The 19,518-nt window shown below is 51.2% G+C and carries 17 protein-coding genes; all 17 read left to right on the forward strand.

The annotated features are described in order from the left end of the window. Window positions 1-79 precede the first annotated feature (79 nt). The 17 genes from rpsA to KW841_RS21415 all read left to right on the forward strand — a co-directional run bounded on the left by rpsA (window position 80) and on the right by KW841_RS21415 (window position 19,476). On the forward strand, window positions 80-1,771 hold the full coding sequence (gene rpsA, locus KW841_RS21335; RefSeq protein ID WP_007973639.1) for a 30S ribosomal protein S1: 1,692 nt from the start codon (window positions 80-82) through the stop codon (window positions 1,769-1,771). A gap of 140 nt (window positions 1,772-1,911) precedes the next feature. Beyond that, window positions 1,912-2,886 (forward strand): NAD-dependent epimerase/dehydratase family protein, encoded by a 975-nt coding sequence (locus KW841_RS21340; protein WP_218479651.1) that lies wholly within the window; start codon window positions 1,912-1,914, stop codon window positions 2,884-2,886. Window positions 2,887-3,086: 200 nt separating this feature from the next. After that, window positions 3,087-3,365 carry a hypothetical protein gene (locus tag KW841_RS21345; RefSeq protein ID WP_218479652.1) on the forward strand — a complete coding sequence of 93 codons (279 nt, stop codon included), beginning with the start codon at window positions 3,087-3,089 and terminating at the stop codon, window positions 3,363-3,365. Between the two features lie 153 nt (window positions 3,366-3,518). Beyond that, entirely contained in the window at window positions 3,519-3,821 is a 303-nt protein-coding gene (gene ihfB, locus KW841_RS21350) for an integration host factor subunit beta (RefSeq protein WP_102700288.1), read from the forward strand. Window positions 3,822-3,843: 22 nt separating this feature from the next. Then, the gene (locus KW841_RS21355; RefSeq protein ID WP_173900816.1) at window positions 3,844-4,074 is read left to right on the forward strand and encodes a lipopolysaccharide assembly protein LapA domain-containing protein; all 231 of its coding nucleotides are present in this window, start codon (window positions 3,844-3,846) and stop codon (window positions 4,072-4,074) included. A 179-nt stretch (window positions 4,075-4,253) separates the two neighbouring features. Beyond that, window positions 4,254-5,297: an LPS O-antigen chain length determinant protein WzzB gene (locus KW841_RS21360; RefSeq protein ID WP_218479653.1), complete on the forward strand. Its 1,044-nt coding sequence runs from the start codon at window positions 4,254-4,256 to the stop codon at window positions 5,295-5,297. Between the two features lie 497 nt (window positions 5,298-5,794). Then, a complete protein-coding gene (gene tviB / locus KW841_RS21365; RefSeq protein ID WP_218479654.1) occupies window positions 5,795-7,072 on the forward strand; it encodes a Vi polysaccharide biosynthesis UDP-N-acetylglucosamine C-6 dehydrogenase TviB in 1,278 nt (425 codons plus the stop codon). Window positions 7,073-7,137: 65 nt separating this feature from the next. Next, window positions 7,138-8,187, forward strand: coding sequence for an NAD-dependent epimerase/dehydratase family protein (locus KW841_RS21370; protein WP_218479655.1), 1,050 nt, complete (start codon window positions 7,138-7,140; stop codon window positions 8,185-8,187). A 5-nt stretch (window positions 8,188-8,192) separates the two neighbouring features. Continuing rightward, on the forward strand, window positions 8,193-9,416 hold the full coding sequence (locus tag KW841_RS21375; RefSeq protein WP_218479656.1) for an oligosaccharide flippase family protein: 1,224 nt from the start codon (window positions 8,193-8,195) through the stop codon (window positions 9,414-9,416). A 141-nt stretch (window positions 9,417-9,557) separates the two neighbouring features. Beyond that, window positions 9,558-10,742 carry a hypothetical protein gene (locus tag KW841_RS21380; RefSeq protein WP_218479657.1) on the forward strand — a complete coding sequence of 395 codons (1,185 nt, stop codon included), beginning with the start codon at window positions 9,558-9,560 and terminating at the stop codon, window positions 10,740-10,742. 34 nt (window positions 10,743-10,776) lie between these two features. Next, the gene (gene asnB, locus KW841_RS21385; RefSeq protein WP_218479658.1) at window positions 10,777-12,702 is read left to right on the forward strand and encodes an asparagine synthase (glutamine-hydrolyzing); all 1,926 of its coding nucleotides are present in this window, start codon (window positions 10,777-10,779) and stop codon (window positions 12,700-12,702) included. Between the two features lie 22 nt (window positions 12,703-12,724). Further along, the gene (locus KW841_RS21390) at window positions 12,725-13,861 is read left to right on the forward strand and encodes a glycosyltransferase family 1 protein (RefSeq protein ID WP_102700297.1); all 1,137 of its coding nucleotides are present in this window, start codon (window positions 12,725-12,727) and stop codon (window positions 13,859-13,861) included. Window positions 13,862-13,864: 3 nt separating this feature from the next. Beyond that, window positions 13,865-15,109: a glycosyltransferase family 4 protein gene (locus KW841_RS21395; RefSeq protein WP_218479659.1), complete on the forward strand. Its 1,245-nt coding sequence runs from the start codon at window positions 13,865-13,867 to the stop codon at window positions 15,107-15,109. After that, window positions 15,106-15,963 carry an SDR family oxidoreductase gene (locus tag KW841_RS21400; protein WP_218479660.1) on the forward strand — a complete coding sequence of 286 codons (858 nt, stop codon included), beginning with the start codon at window positions 15,106-15,108 and terminating at the stop codon, window positions 15,961-15,963. Before KW841_RS21395 ends, KW841_RS21400 begins: the two co-directional genes overlap by 4 nt. A gap of 33 nt (window positions 15,964-15,996) precedes the next feature. Further along, window positions 15,997-17,007 (forward strand): polysaccharide biosynthesis protein, encoded by a 1,011-nt coding sequence (locus KW841_RS21405; RefSeq protein ID WP_218479661.1) that lies wholly within the window; start codon window positions 15,997-15,999, stop codon window positions 17,005-17,007. Beyond that, window positions 17,000-18,127 (forward strand): non-hydrolyzing UDP-N-acetylglucosamine 2-epimerase, encoded by a 1,128-nt coding sequence (gene wecB / locus KW841_RS21410; protein WP_218479662.1) that lies wholly within the window; start codon window positions 17,000-17,002, stop codon window positions 18,125-18,127. The genes KW841_RS21405 and wecB overlap by 8 nt, the downstream gene beginning before the upstream one ends. Before the next feature lie 323 nt (window positions 18,128-18,450). Then, a complete protein-coding gene (locus KW841_RS21415) occupies window positions 18,451-19,476 on the forward strand; it encodes a glycosyltransferase family 4 protein (RefSeq protein ID WP_218479663.1) in 1,026 nt (341 codons plus the stop codon). The last annotated feature ends 42 nt before the right edge of the window (window positions 19,477-19,518 follow it).

Genomic DNA, 19,518 nt, shown 5'->3' on the forward strand with positions numbered 1-19,518 from the left:
TTCTTTTAAATGAAACTAACCCACACCGTCTGGGGTGTGGAGATGGGCGTTTTCTTCGCCCTCATCAACAGGAATTAAAATGAGCGAAAGCTTTGCGGAACTCTTTGAAGAAAGCCTAAAAACCCTGAATCTTCAGGCAGGCTCCATCATCACCGGTGTTATCGTTGATATCGATTACCAAGCTCGCTGGGTAACCGTTCACGCTGGCCTGAAGTCTGAAGCACTCATCCCGCTTGAGCAGTTCTACAACGACGCTGGCGAACTGAACATCAACGTCGGTGACGAAGTTCACGTTGCTCTGGACTCGGTTGAAGACGGCTTTGGTGAAACCAAGCTGTCCCGTGAAAAAGCCAAGCGCGCTGAATGCTGGATTGTTCTGGAAGCAGCCTTCGCAGCCGAAGAAGTGGTCAAGGGCGTTATCAACGGTAAGGTTAAAGGCGGCTTCACTGTCGACGTTAACGGCATCCGTGCGTTCCTGCCAGGTTCTCTGGTTGACGTCCGTCCAGTGCGCGACACCACGCACCTGGAAGGCAAAGAGCTGGAATTCAAGGTCATCAAGCTGGACCAGAAGCGCAACAACGTTGTCGTTTCCCGTCGCAGCGTCCTGGAAGCCGAGAACTCCGCCGAGCGCGAAGCTCTGCTGGAATCCCTGCAGGAAGGCCAACAAGTCAAAGGTATCGTCAAGAACCTCACCGATTACGGCGCATTCGTCGATCTGGGTGGCGTCGATGGCCTGCTGCACATTACCGACATGGCTTGGAAGCGTATCAAGCATCCTTCCGAAATCGTCAACGTTGGCGACGAGATCGATGTCAAGGTTCTGAAGTACGATCGCGAACGCAATCGTGTTTCCCTGGGCCTGAAGCAACTGGGCGAAGATCCATGGGTTGCTATCAAAGCCCGTTACCCAGAAAGCACTCGCGTTACCGCGCGTGTAACCAACCTGACCGACTACGGCTGCTTCGCTGAGCTGGAAGAAGGTGTTGAAGGTCTGGTACACGTTTCCGAAATGGACTGGACCAACAAGAACATCCACCCTTCGAAAGTCGTACAAGTCGGCGACGAAGTGGAGGTCATGGTTCTGGACATCGACGAAGAGCGTCGTCGTATCTCCCTGGGCATCAAGCAGTGCAAATCTAACCCATGGGAAGATTTCTCTGGCCAGTTCAACAAGGGCGATAAAATCTCCGGCACCATCAAGTCGATCACCGATTTCGGTATCTTCATTGGTCTGGACGGCGGCATCGACGGTCTGGTTCACCTGTCCGACATCTCCTGGAACGAAGTGGGCGAAGAAGCCGTTCGCCGCTTCAAGAAGGGCGACGAGCTGGACACCGTTATCCTGTCGGTTGACCCAGAGCGCGAGCGCATCTCCCTGGGTATCAAGCAACTGGAAAGCGATCCGTTCTCCGAGTACGTTCAAGAGAACGACAAAGGCGCCATCGTTAAAGGCATCGTGAAGGAAGTTGACGCTAAAGGCGCCATCATCACTCTGGCCGACGATATCGAAGCGACTCTGAAAGCCTCCGAAATCAGCCGTGACCGCGTTGAAGACGCGCGCAACGTTCTGAAAGAAGGCGAAGAAGTAGAAGCCAAGATCATCAGCGTTGACCGCAAGAGCCGTGTAATCCAGCTCTCGATCAAGTCGAAAGACGTTGAAGACGAGAAAGAAGCAATTCAGAGCCTGCGCGACAAGCCAGTAGCTACTGATGCTCCTGTGGCCACCACTCTGGGTGACCTGCTGCGTGCACAAATGGAAAAGCAGAACTAAGTTCTGACTTTCTGTAAAAAAGGGCGACTTCGGTCGCCCTTTTTTTGTATGCTAATTTTGATGCGTCCCGTGTAAATGTCATTAGCTCGCAAAATTATAGGCGCTATGAATTCAATCCTTCGACTCTCGGAGCAGCATTCTTGACTCCCTCACAAAAGATACTGATCACCGGAGCTACCGGCTTTATCGGGCAGGAGCTTCTGCAGCAACTCATAACAAAAAAGAATGCGGATCTCATTGCGCTGGTGCGCAGTCAGAGTCAGAAAGTTCCGAGCGAAGTAGCTCAAGTCATAATCAACAGTAACGTATCCTGGGCTGATGCGCCTTTTCCTGAGGGTGTCACCACGCTGATCCACCTTGCCGGTCGCGCGCACGTATTGAAAGAAACCTCGAGTTCGCCTCTCGATCTCTATCGCGCAGACAATGTTGAGTTCACATTGAATCTGGCTCGAAAGGCACTGGCCACCGGCGTGAAGCGCTTCATTTTTATTAGCTCCATTGGCGTGAACGGATCAAGCACAACAAGCACGCCATTCGATGAGTCCTCAATACCTGCCCCCAAGGCGGACTATGCGATATCCAAGTGGGAAGCCGAACAAGGTCTGCGTGAGCTTCTGAAGGGTTCTGATATGGAGCTCGTAATCATTCGTCCACCGCTTGTGTATGCTGGCCACGCCCCTGGAAACTTTCGGCGTTTATTGAAACTGGTTGCTACTGGTCTGCCGTTGCCACTTGCATCGGTCGATAATTGCCGCAGCATGGTGTCATTGCGAAACCTGGTGGATTTCATTTCTCTGTGTATTGAGCATCCAGCGGCTGCTAACGAAACGTTCCTGATTTCTGATGGGGTAGATCTTTCCACGCCCCAGATAGTCAAGCGCTTGGCGGAAGGAATGGGTAAGCGGATCTCGCTCGTGCCTATGCCGCCAGGACTTATGCGTTGGGGCGCTCGCGTTGCGGGGTTGGGAGGTGCCTTTGAACAGCTCTGTGGGTCTCTGGTAGTGGACTCCAGTAAAGCCTGCAATCTTCTCGGATGGCGCGCACCGCTCGGTGCAGATCAGGCGGTGATCCAGTCGGGCCGGGATTTCAAAACGATGCACACGAAGGGCGGGTGAGCGGTACTGGTTTCGCCTTCTGTGGATGATGTGACGGTTTCCTTGGGGCCCTTGGCTGGCCTCCTTGTTTTTCTTCAGTCGTGAAACTAGTGCTCATGGCGAGTGGTCCCTTTCTACATCAGCATGAATCGTTTATTTGCAGCTAGTCTTTTGCTTGAGGCGAACGACAGTCGGGCGGTGTGCCTGGCCTAAGGAAGCGAATGAGCAAGCTCATCGTAGTAATAGCAGTACTGATACTGGCTGGCTGCGGTACTAATGCCAAGACTCACGCGGTGCATGGGGTCAGTGGTATCGAGATTGATTGTTCGGGGCTGGGGTCGGGATGGGAGAAATGCCACAAGCGAGCGAGCAAAGAGTGCAAGGCGGGCAGCTACAAAGTTGTAGCCAGGTCCGATGATGCCAAAGATGAGGATGGGGGCCTCTTTGGCTTCAACCCTGCAGGCTATCTGACGCGCACCATGTTGGTTATCTGTAGGTGAGCGTGAGAGTGCACGATCAGTGTTCCGCTGCTTTGGGAGCGGGCATCCCTTTGCTGGTGGAAAATGTCAAAAACTCGGGCTGTTCAAATTGGTCGGGGCGTGCTAAAACCTTTGAAGCGCTTGATCTAGCTGCTTGAAAAAGAAGGGAAAAATATGACGAAGTCGGAGTTGATCGAACGAATAGTCACCCACCAAGGGCTGCTCTCATCCAAGGATGTGGAGCTGGCCATCAAGACCATGCTTGAACAAATGTCCCAATGTCTGGCTACCGGTGATCGCATCGAGATCCGTGGGTTTGGCAGCTTCTCCTTGCACTACAGAGCGCCGCGTGTCGGTCGCAATCCGAAAACCGGTCAGTCAGTCAGTCTCGATGGCAAATTTGTTCCTCATTTCAAGCCGGGGAAAGAGTTGCGTGATCGGGTGAATGAAGAAGAGGAAGGTTACGTTGAGGAGTAGTTGGCGTACCGGGAGTCGCTTCATGCGGTTTGCGATCACGGGACTGGTGCTGTTGGTAGCGGTCGCGTGTTTACTTTTTGTGTTGGAAAATCAGCAGCTTGTTGTCGTTTCCTTTTTCGGTTTTTCATCCCCCGAGCTGCAGGTATCAATCGTTGGAGTCGTCGCATTCCTGGCCGGAATGATCATGGGCGGGTTGATGGTAGCCGTTTATGCCTTGAGATCCAGGAGGAGAGTGCGGCAAGTTTCTCATTAAGATTGACGCTAGGTGTTCGGGTGCTCAGTCGGAGTTTTGCTAAGTCGTGTGCTGCGAACGCTCTTTGAGAGGGGGCGCGGTGCGGTTGCAGCTTGAGTCCTGGAGTTTTACGTTGATGGTTCTCAATGTCTGTGGTCGTGGAATGTAAAATAATTTTATAAGTAAAAGGCTATCAGTATATGCAGGGCTACTCCAAAGAAAAAAATAATGCAGGTGATTTTGAGTTTCAACGGTTTGTTCGCGCTATTTCACGTCAGAAGTTTATTATTTTAGCGTTTGTTGTCCTTGGGGCTGTCGCTGCAGCGAGCTACGCTTTTGTCGCTACTCCAATTTATGAGGCGAAGGCTTTCGTAATTCCGCCAACTCAAAACGATATTGCCAACTTTAACTACGGGCGAACGAAAGATACGGAGTTGGCGCCTTATAGTGTTAAGGATGTCTACGAGATATACATTCGTCGTTTACAGGCAGAGTCACTGCGTCGGGATTTTTTTTACAAGGTCTATCTACCAAGTTTGTCCGAGGATCAGCGTAAAAAGTCCCAGGATGTTTTGTATGCCGATTTCTCTCAGGTGCTTCGTGTCGTTTCTCCCCTCAAGGAGGCCTCGGACAGATATTTGGTTGTCGTACAGACCAGTAATCCTGAGCAGGCCAGAAATTGGGCCGCAGCGTACATTGCCCAGGCCGGCGATTTGGCTAAAAATGAAATGATCAGGAATCTTTCGATCGAGTCTGAGGTTCGTGCTCGTAATTTGGAGCAGCAGATAAGCTCCGCAAGAGATGCCAGTCGCGTGGCGAAAGAGGACTCGATTGTCAGGTTGGCTGAAGCCTTGCGCATTGCCGAGTCGATTGGATTGGCGAAGCCGCCCGCCATTACGCTGAGTCAGTCTGTTATTGCAGGTGGTGAGTCTGGTCAGCTTACGTACATGCGTGGCTCGATAGCGCTGAAGGCGGAAATCGAGAATATGCAGGCCCGCACGTCGGATGACCCGTTCACGGATCGTTTGCGTGAGCTTCAGGGTAAATACAACTTTTTCAAAGGGTTGAAAACTGACGCAGCGGCGGTGTCTGTCTATCGGCAGGACGGAGATGTCGAGCTGCCAGATACCCCGGTCAAGCCTAACAAGGCATTGATCCTTGTCTTGGGTATTATTTCAGGCTTTATTCTGGGTTTGGCGGTCGTATTGTTGCGTGGGTTCTTCGCAGTGAAATCGGAAGATTAAGCTTTATACCCTCTGTCAGTAATATTTCAGTGCCCTGTCGCCGAGCGATGGGGCATTAATTTAGCCCTGGAGGGAAGCTGGGTCCTGTTTCCTGGCGGGCAGTGCCAGGTGGATCGATTTTCGATTTGCCTGTCTGTCCGGATTCGACGAAATCAGGCGTGATATGTTTCTTGGCTCGTATTCGCCCGGCTCAGCGTTTTTTTCGATGGGTGGGGTCGAGCTTTGCTCCGCGGTGTGATATGCAGCGATGGTCGCGGATTGATCGTCGGCAGTTTCCAGTCGTTTCATTGGTGGCTATTATCCCGGACGGCGTGCTGCTCCTCGCAGTTACGCCAAGGGGGGGATATTCTTTCCCGGGCTGCTGAAAATGATTGTGGTTCCCTGCGGAGCTTTCGGTATAATTTCCAGTTTGCGCAGCTATGCAGTACGTTTCTGACGCGCGAGATGTGAAGTGGTTTAACGATCGACTTAATATTGATGAATGGCAAGGGAAAACAATGCTTAAACTCGAAGATGTGAAGTTGGCCATAGTGGGTCTCGGTTATGTGGGCTTGCCGCTGGCGGTTGAGTTTGGCAAAAAAATGCAAGTGGTTGGTTTTGATATCAGCCAGCGACGAATTGAAGCGCTGAAAGCCGGTCATGACGCTACTCTCGAGGTGTCTGATGAAGAGTTGCAGTCCGCATCAGGATTAAGCTTTAGCTCCGCGCTGGATGAGTTGTCTGCCTGCAACGTATTTATTGTTACCGTGCCTACGCCGATCGACGAACACAAGAGACCGGACTTGACGCCCTTGGTTAAAGCGAGCGAGTCCATTGGTCGTGTTCTGAAGAAAGGCGATATCGTTATTTATGAATCAACGGTCTATCCTGGCGCTACCGAGGAAGACTGTGTTCCGGTATTGGAAAAAGTATCCGGTCTCGAATTCAATGTTGATTTTTTTGCAGGCTATAGTCCGGAGCGCATAAACCCGGGCGATAAAGAGCATCGCGTAACTACCATTAAAAAAGTTACAGCGGGTTCAACCCCAGAAGTCGCCGATCTTGTCGATGCGCTGTATAACACCATCATTATTGCTGGCACTCACAAGGCCAAGAGCATCAAAGTTGCCGAAGCTGCAAAAGTTATTGAAAATACACAGCGCGATTTGAATATTGCGCTGATCAATGAGTTGGCATTGATTTTCAATAAAATGGGTATTGATACCGAGGCCGTTTTGGAGGCCGCCGGGACGAAGTGGAACTTCTTGCCATTTCGTCCGGGCCTGGTAGGCGGGCATTGCATCGGTGTAGATCCTTACTACCTGACGCACAAGGCTCAGTCTATTGGTTACCACCCTGAAATCATTCTGGCCGGTCGCCGTTTGAACGACAGTATGGGTGCCTACGTCGTCTCTCAACTAGTCAAGGCAATGCTCAAGCGCAAAATTCATGTTGATGGTGCACGAGTGTTGATTATGGGGTTGACGTTTAAAGAAAACTGCCCTGATCTGCGCAACACCAAAATCATCGACATCGTAAATGAACTCGCTGAATTCAATATTGTTGTTGATGTGTACGACCCGTGGGTAGATGCGGCTGAAGCAGTTCATGAGTACTCGATTACTCCTATCAGTCAACCAGAGGTCAATTCCTACGACGGTATTATTCTGGCTGTGGCACATAACGAGTTTTCCGCGATGGGCGCTGAGAGCATCCGGAGCCTGGGTAAAGCCGAACACGTTCTCTATGACCTCAAGTATCTGCTGGATGCCTCTCAGTCAGATCTGCGTCTGTGATCCTCAGGGTCTGAGAAGACCCTGATTCGTTATCACTGACATAAAAATGCCAAGTCGAGAATTACATGATCCGTTTCGAGAAAGTCAAAGCTGAAATTCAACAGTCTCCCAAGGTTTGGTTGATCACAGGTGTCGCCGGATTTATCGGCTCCAATCTATTGGAGACGCTGCTGCAGTTGGATCAGCGGGTTGTTGGGCTCGATAACTTTGCGACCGGGCATCAACGTAATCTCGACGAAGTGCAGTCGGTAGTGAGCCCGGAGCAATGGGCGCGATTCGTACTGGTGACCGGCGATATCAGAAATATTGAAGACTGCAGAAGGGCGATGACTTTTGATGCGGCCACTGGTATCCCGGTGGACTACGTACTGCATCAGGCGGCGCTTGGGTCCGTCCCTCGTTCCATCAATGATCCCATTACCACGAACAGCACTAATATTGATGGCTTTCTGAATATGCTGGTCGCGGCGAAAGACGCACAGGTGAAGAGTTTTACTTACGCAGCCTCCAGCTCTACCTATGGCGATCACCCGGGACTGCCTAAAGTTGAGGGTGTTATCGGAAAACCGCTTTCTCCTTATGCCGTCACGAAATATGTAAACGAACTGTACGCTGAGGTTTTTTCCAGCACCTACGGTTTCAAAACCATTGGTCTTCGTTACTTCAATGTGTTCGGCAAGCGTCAGGATCCAAATGGCGCCTATGCAGCAGTTATTCCCAAGTGGACTGCGGCCATGATCAACAACGAGGAGGTTTTCGTTAATGGTGATGGGGAAACGAGTCGCGATTTCTGCTTTGTAGAGAATGCGGTCCAGGCCAATATTCTGGCTGCCTGTGCGAGCCCTGAAGCAAAAAACAATGTTTATAACGTCGCCGTTGGGGACCGTACGACATTGAATCAAGTCTTTGCTTGTATCAAGGGTGCTTTGTCCAATGTTGATGTCACGACTACGTCTGAAATGGTGTATCGGGATTTCCGTGCCGGTGATGTAAGGCATTCGCAAGCCAATATTGACAAGGCAAAGAATCTGCTGGGCTATCAACCTCTCTTCAATGTTGGCGAAGGTATGTTGAAAGCAGCTGACTGGTACGTTTCGTTCTTCGCAAGAAGTTAACTCTTGTGATTAAAGAGATCTGTGCTATTACAGTTTTGGCAAACAAGCTTTGCATGTTTGTTTTGCTGTTCAGCTTGGCCCGAATGTTAGGGGTTGAGTTGTACGGCGTATTCTCTTACCACTACGCGATCGTAACAGGCATCGCGACTGTGGTGGGTGAGTGCTTGAGTGTGGCGCTAAGTCGCTATGCGGTAATGAATGCCGAAAATGTAAACTACAGGACTTCCTTGAGTCTCATGGCATGGGGCGGCATCGTTGTGGGTGCCCTCTGTGTCATTGTTTTTTCAGTGTTCCCGGCCCCCGCGTCCTCCTATGAGCTGAGTGCTGGTTACTTGATGGTCGGCGCGTTTTTCCTCGGGTTTGCCTGTGTTTGCAATTTGACCATAACCGGACTGATGTTCTCGCTTAACACCTCCGGAAGGTGGGTGGCTGCGTTGGCCGCTCATGGGCTGCTCGGATTGCTCCTGGTGCTGGCTATCGCGAAGGTTGAAGGGCGTATAGAGGGTGTCATTTTGACACTTGCACTCTGCACATTGATCGCTCCTGCGTTCGGTTTTTTTATGATAAGGGCGAACAGATTCAGCCATGAAAAAGGGGGAGGGCGTGAGTACTTCTCCTTTGCAAAGATGGCAACTCTGCTCTTCCGTTCTGGTGCGCCTGCCATCGCTGGAAGCATGCTTCTGGGGGCACCTGTTCATATCATTTGTCTGATGATATTTGCAAATTCAAGTTTGAATGTTTCTGAAGTTGGCTATTTTAATCTGTTTTTTCTTTTTTATATTCTGGTCACGGTTCTTCCTAGTTCGCTTGCTTCATATGCCATCGTCAAGCTGGCCGGCCACGGCAAAAACTCCAGCAAGTTGTATTTGATGCTTGGTGTTGCAGTTTCGATTTGTTTGCCTTTATTCATGGTTCTGACGCAGAGTTACTGGTTATGTATTCTGGGCAGTAGTTTGTGCAGTAAAATCGACCTTCTGGCTTATGCGGTGTTGGCGGGAGGTCTTGGCCTTGTGACTACTATTATTACTCAGATCCTGCACAGCAAAAACCTGACCAAGGTTGTTTTTCTGGCTAGTTGCGTTTATGCGATCGTCTATCTGTCGTCGACGGTTTTTACGGGTATGAAGGGCGATATGTTGGCGATTGATCTTTTCAGGTCATTCATACTGGCTCTGGCTGCACAAATTGTGGTGCTTGCGTCCTTGGGTGGACGTAAGTTGCTGCAATGAAAAATATATTCGATTTGAGTCATGCTCACGCTATGCGCATGACGGTAAGTGATGTTGGGGCCAGTGTTGGACCTGGTGGTTGGTTCTGTTGCTTTAATTTTTTGAGTTAGGTTCATGGTTATATTACTGGTTTCGACATGTTTGCTGATTTTGATCGTTCAAATCATTTTGTGCCTGATATCCAAAAAATATCTGATTGCGTTGTACGCAGTCTGCTATTCGGTGCCCTTCCTTGGACTGGTAAGCAGTCTGTGGAGCGAGACCGTTACGCTTTGGCCGATCGGAGACTATAGTTTTTACCTTGATGAGCAGTTCGTATTCAGACTTTCGCTTGTCTGGTTTCTAGGCGTCGCGGGCGGGCTGACTGCCTACCTGTTGGGCCTTTTGGTGCCTGCCGAAAATTCTTCCTCGCGTCGCAATGCTTTTTTCTCGCCAATCGACTTCAAGTTGGCAGGACTGGTGTTTCTTTCAGTCTCGGTCTTCTTTGTTTTGTTCAGACTGATAAATGTGGAAGCGATGCTCGAGATGTTTGCGGGTGTTGAGGCTGTGGTGGTTTTTTCTATCATTGCGTTCACTGCATTGGCGTTTGCCTATCCATCATGGTACATGCTTGCCTTGTCGACGCTGCTGGTGATGGCTTATTCCGTTGCCAACGCGATGACCGGAGATCGGGATTTTGTTGTGTTGGTAGTGGCCTATGTGCTGGGTTTGATGTTTCGCTACAGTCATCTCATCAAATTCAAAACATTGTTATGTGTTGCGGCTTTTATGCTGGTAGTTCTGAGCAGTGGCGTTATCGTTTCAATGGTGCGCATGGACGTTGATTTAACTACGGATAATATTGAACAATTCTTTTTGTTCAATTCCTGGAATGCAATCATCCTGCCGCTCGTCCAGCAGTTGACAGGCTTCTGGGATGGGGAGCACCTGCGGTACGGTCAGACCTATCTCGATATGTTTCTTTCGCTGGCACCTTCTCCTATCTATACGGCTTTCGGTGTAGTGAAGCCCATTACGGTGGATAACCCGGCCTACTGGTACTTCATTACCGGGATGGGCGGGATCCATGCCGCTGGTGTGGCGTTCGAAAACTTCGGCTTGTTTGGTGTATTCTTCAATGGGTTCATCAGCGTCTGTTTCTTGCGTTTTGTCGATTCGCGCTGGCGCGATGAAGACTTCTTGCAGCTTTTTCTGTATATGCTTTGTGCTGCATCGGTTATGCACTGGGTTTGGTATGGTGAAATAAGCTTGCTGAATGCGATGGTTTTTTATGTATTGTCATTTGGATTATTCTTCGCGATGAAACTCGTCCGGGTTTTGAAGTGAGTTTAAATATTTTCACTGGAGTGAGAGCGTAGGTATGTGCGGAATTGCGGGAGTTGTCGGGTGGAAGTTGGATCAGCAGAGCGCCTTTGCCGTTGGCAAAATGGTGGATGCGCTGATACATCGCGGGCCCGATGACGGAGCAGTTTGGTCAGATGCCGATAGTGGAGTTTCGCTGGGCCATCGGCGGCTTTCTATTCTGGAGTTGTCGGTACACGGAAGTCAGCCAATGGTGTCCGATAACGAGCGTTTCGTTATTGTGTTCAATGGTGAAATTTATAATTTCAATGAGTTGCGACAAAAACTGATTGACTCCGGTTTGACACGTATCTGGCGTGGTCACTCTGACACGGAAGTACTGCTGGCCGCGATCGAGGCGTGGGGTGTACAAACTACGCTCGAAAATCTGGTCGGCATGTTTGCATTCGCTGTCTGGGACAAAGTCAGCAAGACAATTACGTTAGCCCGGGATCGTATGGGGGAAAAACCCCTGTATTACGGTATTGTCGGTAATCGGTTTGTTTTCTCCTCCGAGTTGAAGGCAATCAAGGCGGCCTTTACTGATGATCTGCGCATTGATCGTCATGCACTGGCGAAGTTCGTCAGATTTGGCTATGTTCCAGCCCCTGAGTCTATCTACGAAGGTATCAAGAAACTGGCGCCAGCCCATTATCTTACGGTGGACTCTTTTTCTTCCCTGCAGACACCTGTTTCATACTGGTCACTGGCGCAATCCAGTGCATTAAGGGATGAGTTGTCTCAGGCTAGTGATAAAGAAGTGGTGGACGTTGTCGGTGAAAGGCTGTCGGCTGCGGTGAAGTCGCAGATGATTGCGGATGTTCCACTCGGTGCGTTCCTGTCCGGTGGGGTGGACTCAAGCCTGATTGTTTCGTTGATGCAGTCGCAAAGCAGTTCTAGTATCAACACTTACACCATCGGCTTCAACGAGCCTGAGTTTGATGAAGCCCCTTATGCGAAGGCGATCGCCAAGCACTTGGGGACGAATCACACTGAATTTTATCTAGGTGCGGACGACGCCGTTTCGATCATTCCGCATTTGCCGGAAATTTACGACGAGCCTTTCGCCGACTCCTCGCAGATCCCTACAATCCTGGTTTCCAGGATGACCAAGCAACATGTATCTGTTGCGCTGTCCGGGGACGGCGGTGATGAACTTTTTGCCGGTTATCCCCGCTACCAGATCACTGCCGGCTTATGGGCGCGTATAGAAAAGCTTCCATTGCCTGCACGCCGTGTCATGGCTTACTCACTTCGCTCGCTTTCCTCAAAAGGGTGGGACAACGTCTGCTCTGTTTTACCGGGTTCGGTACGAGCAAAAGTGAATGGTCGCCGCATCTACAGAATGTCCGAGTTGCTGGCATCCGAGAGTCTGGCACAGATGTACACCGGTTTGATGTCGCAGTGGCAGCCTGATGACAACGTCGTGCTGGGAGCTGGCGGTCAAGGTCAGGGCGCTATTTGCTGGGAATCGGCGGACGACTATATTGAGGAAATGCGTCGGTGGGACGTTTCTCAATATTTGCCTGACGATTTGCTGGTTAAAGTAGACCGCGGCGCCATGAGCGCGAGCCTCGAAACCCGCGCGCCATTGCTCGATCATCGAGTTGCGGAACTGGCGTTTTCCTTGTCTTCAGACCAATTAATCAAAAATGGTGTTGGGAAATGGCCGCTTCGTGAGTTGCTGAAACGCTATGTACCCAATTCATTCTTCGATAGGCCGAAGGCGGGCTTCTCCATTCCCCTGGCGCAATGGCTGCGTGGGCCGCTTAGAGAATGGGCGGAAGAATTGTTGACGGAAGAGCGAATCAAGAGAGAGGGTTATTTTGATTGTCAGAAAATTCGTTCGGCATGGGTCCAGCATCAAAACGGAACCTACGATCGCAGTCTTCATTTGTGGAATATTCTAATGTTCCAGTCCTGGCTTGATAAAAATAGTCGTTAATTATATTGAGCAAAGGTGTTCTATGAAGATAGTTTTCAACGCGCTCTCGGCCCGACTTGGCGGAGGTCAGACATACCTGATCAATCTTTTTCAATTTGTTCCCGTCAACGAAGATCTTGAGATTGTTGTCTTCGCCCCGGCTTCACTGAAGCTGCCGGATCATCCCCGGATCCGTCGGGTTGAACCGGCCTGGCCCACAGAGAACCCGATTCTCAGGGCGTTTTGGGAAAAGTGGGCGCTGCCCGGTATCTTGAAGGCGGAAAAGGCCGACGTACTGTTTTGCCCCGGTGGGGTAGTCAGCACTCGTGCGCCTGCAGGCTGCAAGGTTGCGACGATGTTTCGGAACATGATCCCGTTTGATTTGCGCGTACGCAAAAGTATCCCGTTGGGGTTACAGCGCCTCAGGAACTGGTTGTTGAACCGCATTATGCTCAAGAGCATGTCGGAAGCTGATTTGACAATCTTCATCTCCAATTACGCGCGGAGTGTAATCGAGTCGCTGACCAAGGTGAAAAACGCCGTCACCATCCCCCATGGCATTGGTTCGGTGTTTCGAACTCACAGCGATAACCCCGTTCGCCCTGATTTTCTTCCGGTGGGTGATTACATTTTATATGTGTCGAGATTTGATGTTTACAAACATCATTATGAGGTTGTCAATGCCTACGCAAACCTCCCTCAGGAGCTTCGCGAAAGGTTTCCGCTGATTTTCGTGGGTGAAACACATCTGCCAGAGGCCGAGCGCGTAAAAGCTCTGATTTCTACACTTGGCCTGGAAAGTCAGGTGCTGTTATTGGGTGCTATTCCCTATCAGAGCCTTCCTCCTCTGTATCATCACGCCTATCTGAATCTCTTTGCTTCGTCCTGTGAGAACTGCCCGAATATTCTTCTTGAAGCTATGGCTTCCGGTAGGCCAATGATCTGCTCCAATGTAATGCCGATGCCGGAATTTGGAGCAGATGCTGCACTTTATTTTTCGCCGTTTGATTCAAAAAATATAAAAGATGTTCTCTCCGAGGCGTTAACGAGTCCAGATGTTTTGAAGAAATTGTCCACCGCGGCTGTAACGCAAAGTGACAAGTTTGACTGGGAAAATACCTCGAGAAAAACGTGGTTCGAGTTGCTGGCCTTGGCCGGACGCGCAAAGGGAAGTGTTTGATAGATGAAAATTCTTGTGGTGTCGCAATATTTTTGGCCGGAATTTTTTATTATTAATGATCTGGTCAGGAATTTGACTGCTCAGGGGCACGTCGTAAAGGTTCTCACCGGGAAACCAAACTATCCGGAGGGAGTTGTATTCGACGGTTACAGTGCTTCTGGATACCAGGAAGAAATCTACGACTCTTCGGTCAAGATCTGTCGCGCACCGCTCAGGCCTCGTGGTTCATCGGGCGCAAAAAACCTGCTGTTGAATTATTTATCTTTCGTCGTGAATGGGCTGAGATACTACCCGCGTGCAGTCAAAGGCGAAAATTTCGATGCGATCTTTGTATTTGCAATGTCTCCCATTACGGCGGCCATCCCTGCCATTTATCTGAAGTGGAAGCTCAAGAGCCATCTGACTATTTGGGTTCAAGATCTGTGGCCAGAGAGCCTGAGCGCAACGGGATTCATCAAGAACAAAACAGCGCTGCGTCTAGCGGGCTGGATGGTGAGAGGCATTTACGCGTTCGCCGATACGCTTCTGGTTCAGTCGCGAGCATTTCGTGAGCCGGTTTCCCGCTATGCTGACCCGGGTAAAATTGTGTATTACCCAAACTCCTATCAGGACGTGCCTCCAAGTACTGAGCAAACCCGGATTCCCGCGCCCTTGCTTGCAGAGCTCGAGAATCACTTCTGCCTGGTTTTCGCCGGAAACCTCGGGACAGCCCAATCGGTTGAAACCCTCGTCGAGGTGGCGGACAAGCTTCGCGGTTTATCCGGCCTTAAAATTGTTCTGGTCGGCAGCGGCAGCATGTTGAGCTGGATCGAAAGTCAGAAGCAATCACGAGCATTGGACAACCTCATCCTTGCCGGACGTTTCCCGGCGAGCGAAATGCCACATTTTTTCAGCCGGGCAGCGGGTTTGTTAGTGACGTTGAAGCAGAATGAGGCGTTCTCCTATACCATCCCCAGTAAGGTTCAGGCTTACCTGGCAGCAGGGCGGCCCATCATTGCTGCACTGGATGGCGAGGGCGCTCGCATCGTTCAGGAGGCTGGGGCTGGTCTGACGTGTCCGGCGCAGGACGCCGAAGGTATGGCGAACAGCATTGAACAACTTTTCCACATGACTCTGGAACAACGGGAATCGTTGGGGCAGTCAGGGCGAGCGTACTACCTCGAGCATTTCGAAATGGAGCGGCAAAGCCAGCGCCTGGTCGAGCTTCTCCACAGCAGGATTAACGAATTGAAAGGCAGGTCAAAATGAAGGTTCTTGTGTTAGGGGTCACCGGAATGCTGGGTAGCACGGTGTTCAGGCAATTCCACGGAAACCCGCACCTTGAGGTGTGGGGCACATTGCGCAACCCGAATGGCGCCAGATACTTTTCTGAAGACACCCACGCTTCGTTGATCAGTAATGTTGACGTGCTTGACCATGATTCCCTGGTTTCGGTACTGGCACGGGTAAAGCCGGATGTCGTCATCAACTGCGTTGGGTTGATCAAGCAGCTGGCTGATGCCAAGGATCCTCTGTCGGCTCTGCCGATCAATGCAATGTTACCGCACCGCATTGCCAAGCTGTGCGCGCTGTCCGGGGCTCGCCTGATTCACATCAGCACCGATTGCGTGTTCTCCGGTCGCAAGGGTTCATACACCGAAGAGGATATCTCCGACGCGGAAGATCTCTACGGTAAGTCGAAGTATATTGGCGAGCTACATGCCGAATCGAATGCGATCACCCTGCGGACCTCCATCATTGGCCACGAATTGGGAAGCCAGTATTCGCTGGTGGACTGGTTTCTTTCCCAGAATGGCGCCGTTAAAGGCTATGAAAAGGCCATTTTTTCGGGGTTGCCTACTGCGGAACTAGCACGTGTCATTCGCGACTACGTAATACCGAATCCGGAGCTTCATGGCCTTTACCATGTATCGGTGGCTCCGATTGACAAGTTGTCTCTTCTGAAACTGGTAGCGGAAGTTTACGAAAAGGAAATCGATATCATCGCGGACAGTCAACTTTCTATAGATCGCTCACTGGACTCCTCGAAGTTTCAGGCTGCAACCGGTTACGTTCCACCTTCATGGTTGGAATTGGTTAAATCGATGCGCGCGTTGCGTTGATCATTAAATTCAATCAGTTTTGGGTAGGTAGATATGTTTGATAATAAGGTTTTGATGATCACGGGCGGTACGGGCTCGTTTGGCCATACGGTGTTGAAGCGTTTTCTGGATACCGACGTAAAAGAGATTCGCGTATTCAGCCGTGACGAGAAAAAGCAGGAAGACATGCGCATTGCTTTGTCCAATGACAAAGTGAAGTTCTACATCGGTGACGTACGTGATCGCGATAGCCTTGATCAGGCCATGGTGGGTGTGGATTACATTTTCCACGCCGCGGCCCTGAAGCAGGTACCTTCCTGCGAGTTTTACCCGATGGAAGCCGTGCGTACCAACGTCATGGGTACCGAAAACGTTTTGAATGCGGCCATTGCTTCGGGTGTGCAACGTGTCGTTGTACTGAGTACCGACAAGGCTGTCTATCCGATTAATGCCATGGGTATTTCCAAGGCCATGGCTGAGAAGCTGATGGTTGCCAAGTCGCGGATGATCCCGGCTAAAGGCCCGGTGATCTGCGCAACCCGCTACGGTAATGTCATGGCTTCGCGAGGTTCGGTGATCCCGTTGTTCATCAACCAGCTGCAGAGCGGCGAGTCGCTGACTGTTACCGACCCGAACATGACACGCTTCCTGATGTCGCTCGAGGATTCTGTCGATCTGGTTCTGCACGCATTCGAACACGCCGAGCAAGGTGATATTTTCGTCCAGAAAGCACCTGCCTCGACAGTGGCGGACCTGGCGCAAGCGCTCAAGGAGCTCTTTGCTCGCGACAATACCGTCAAGGTCATTGGCACCCGTCATGGCGAAAAACTTTACGAGTCGCTGATCTCTCGCGAAGAAATGGCCAAAGCCCAAGACATGGGGCGTTACTACCGCATTCCTTCGGACAATCGTGACCTGAACTACAAGAAGTTCTTTGTTGAAGGCGAGCAGGAAATTTCCGATCTGGACGATTACACCTCGCACAATACTGAGCGTCTGGGTGTTGAAGGCGTGAAGAAACTTCTTTTGAACCTGGAATACATTCAGGAGCAACTTAATGCTTAAGGTCATGACGCTGGTTGGTACGCGACCAGAACTTATCAAGATGAGCCGCGTCATTGCCGAGCTTGATAAGCAGGTTAATCATGTGTTGGTTCACTCGGGTCAAAACTATGACTTCGAATTGAATCAGGTTTTTTTCGATGATCTCGAAATTCGCAAGCCTGATTACTTCCTGGGTGCTGCGGGCGATACTGCTGCCAAGACCATCGCCGAAGTCATTTCCAAGGCGGATGAAGTATTTGAGGCCGAAAAGCCTGATGCACTTCTGCTCTACGGCGATACCAATACCTGTCTGGCCGTCATTGCCGCCAAGCGCCGCAAGATTCCGGTGTTCCATATGGAAGCCGGCAACCGCTGTTTTGACCAGCGCGTTCCTGAAGAGTTGAACCGCAAGGTGCTCGATCACCTCAGCGACATCAATATGGTCCTGACCGAGCATGCCCGGCGTTACCTGATCGCTGAAGGCATTCGTCCTGAAACCATCATCAAGACCGGCTCGCATATGGAGGAGGTGCTCGACTATTACATGCCGAAAATCCTCACTTCCGACGTGCTGGCGCGAGAAGCCCTGGAGCAGGACAAGTTCTTCATCATCAGCGCTCACCGTGAGGAAAACGTCGATACGCCGGAAAACCTTCGCGACTTGCTCAAGACGCTGCGAGCCCTGGCCGACAAGTACCAGTACCCGATTATCGTTTCCACGCATCCTCGTACGCGCAAGCGCCTAGAGGCGATAGGCGAATCGCTGGACCACCCTCTGATTCGTTTCTCGAAGCCATTCGGTCTGCTCGACTACATCAAGTTGCAGATGTCGGCGTTTTGCGTGTTGTCCGACAGCGGCACCATCACTGAGGAAGCTTCGCTGCTGAATCTGCCTGCCATTACTATTCGTAATGCTCACGAGCGTCCGGAAGGGATGGATGAAGGCACACTCATCATGAGTGGTCTGAAAGTGGAAGGCGTGCTGGATGCCGTACGTGTCGTGACCAGTCAGCATGATCGCAGCCAGCGGGTTATCCCGGTCGTGAGGGATTATCAGGCAGGACCTGTGTCGAAGCAGGTAGTTCGGGTCGTGTTGAGTTATACCGACTACATCAATCGTACTGTCTGGTCCAAATCCTGAGCGTCATCGAGGTTTGAAAAGTGCGTGCTTTATTGACAGGTGTTACGGGGTTCGCAGGTCGCGCGGTATTGGGTCGTTTGGCGGCCTCTGCTGATCTGGAACCGGTGGCAGCCATTCATGGGCACGCCTTGCCTGGCTGTACGGTTCGTTGCAAGTCGATATAAGCAAGACTCGAGAATTGCTGGGCTGGATTCCTCCGATCAGCGTCGATGAGGCGCTTGCGTCGACTGCCAATCACTACAAGGAAAGTCAGCGCCAAGCTGGCTTATGACAGTGCTGGTTCGGTTGCAGAATCGGTTTTGGCTGTTTCAGGAAGTTGACCTTTGAACACAATATGGTTGTTGGCGTTGGTGGTGGGTGTTTCATTCTTGGGCACCGGTGCATTGCGCAAATACGCATTGGCACGCAGCTTGATAGATATTCCCAATGCGCGTAGCTCACACTCGGTCCCGACCCCCCGGGGTGGCGGTGTGGCTATCGTCCTGAGCTTTCTGATCGCATTGCCAGTCCTGGCGTGGACAGATGCCGTCGCCTGGCCGATGGCGCTGGCTCTGCTGGGGGCCGGCGGCTGGATCGCGATCATCGGGTTTCTCGACGATCATGGGCATATTGCCGCGCGTTGGCGCCTGCTTGCGCATTTCGCGGGTGCCATCTGGGCATTGATCTGGATTGGTGGGATGGCGCCGATCAACCTGTTCGGCTACGAGTTCAGTCTCGGCTGGTTCGGATATGTCATCGGTGCGTTCTATCTGGTCTGGATGCTCAACCTCTACAACTTCATGGATGGTATTGATGGCTTGGCCAGCGTCGAGGCGATTTGTGCCTGTGTCGGTGCTTGCCTGGTCTACTGGATCGCAGGTCACACCAGCCTTGCGATTGCTCCCCTGGTGCTGGCGATGGCCGTATCGGGTTTCCTGGCCTGGAATTTCCCGCCAGCGAAGATTTTCATGGGCGATGCGGGCAGTGGTTTTCTGGGCATAGTGCTGGCGGTGATGTCGCTGTATGCGGCATGGACGAATCCGCTGTTTCTCTGGGCCTGGCTCATTTTGTTGGGCGTCTTCATTGTCGATGCCACCTTTACCCTCATTCGTCGGCTATTGCGTGGGGATAAGGTCTATGAGGCCCATCGCAGCCATGGATACCAGTATGCTTCACGGCAATATGGCAGCCATCGGGCGGTCACGCTGACAATTGCTGCGATCAATTTGTTGTGGTTAGTGCCAGTGGCTATATTGGTCGTCATGCAATATATCGATGGCGCGGCAGGTGTGGTCCTGGCCTATGTGCCTCTGGTGTTGCTGGCTTTCAAGTTTCACGCGGGCGAACTGGAAATTGCCGGCAAGGCGTGATGAACGCATTGGTTCTTGAGTATTGCTTTGTCGGTAAATGAG

The sequence above is a fragment of the Pseudomonas sp. PDM28 genome, assembly GCF_019219115.1.
GTDB classification, from domain to species: Bacteria; Pseudomonadota; Gammaproteobacteria; order Pseudomonadales; family Pseudomonadaceae; genus Aquipseudomonas; species Aquipseudomonas laurylsulfatiphila.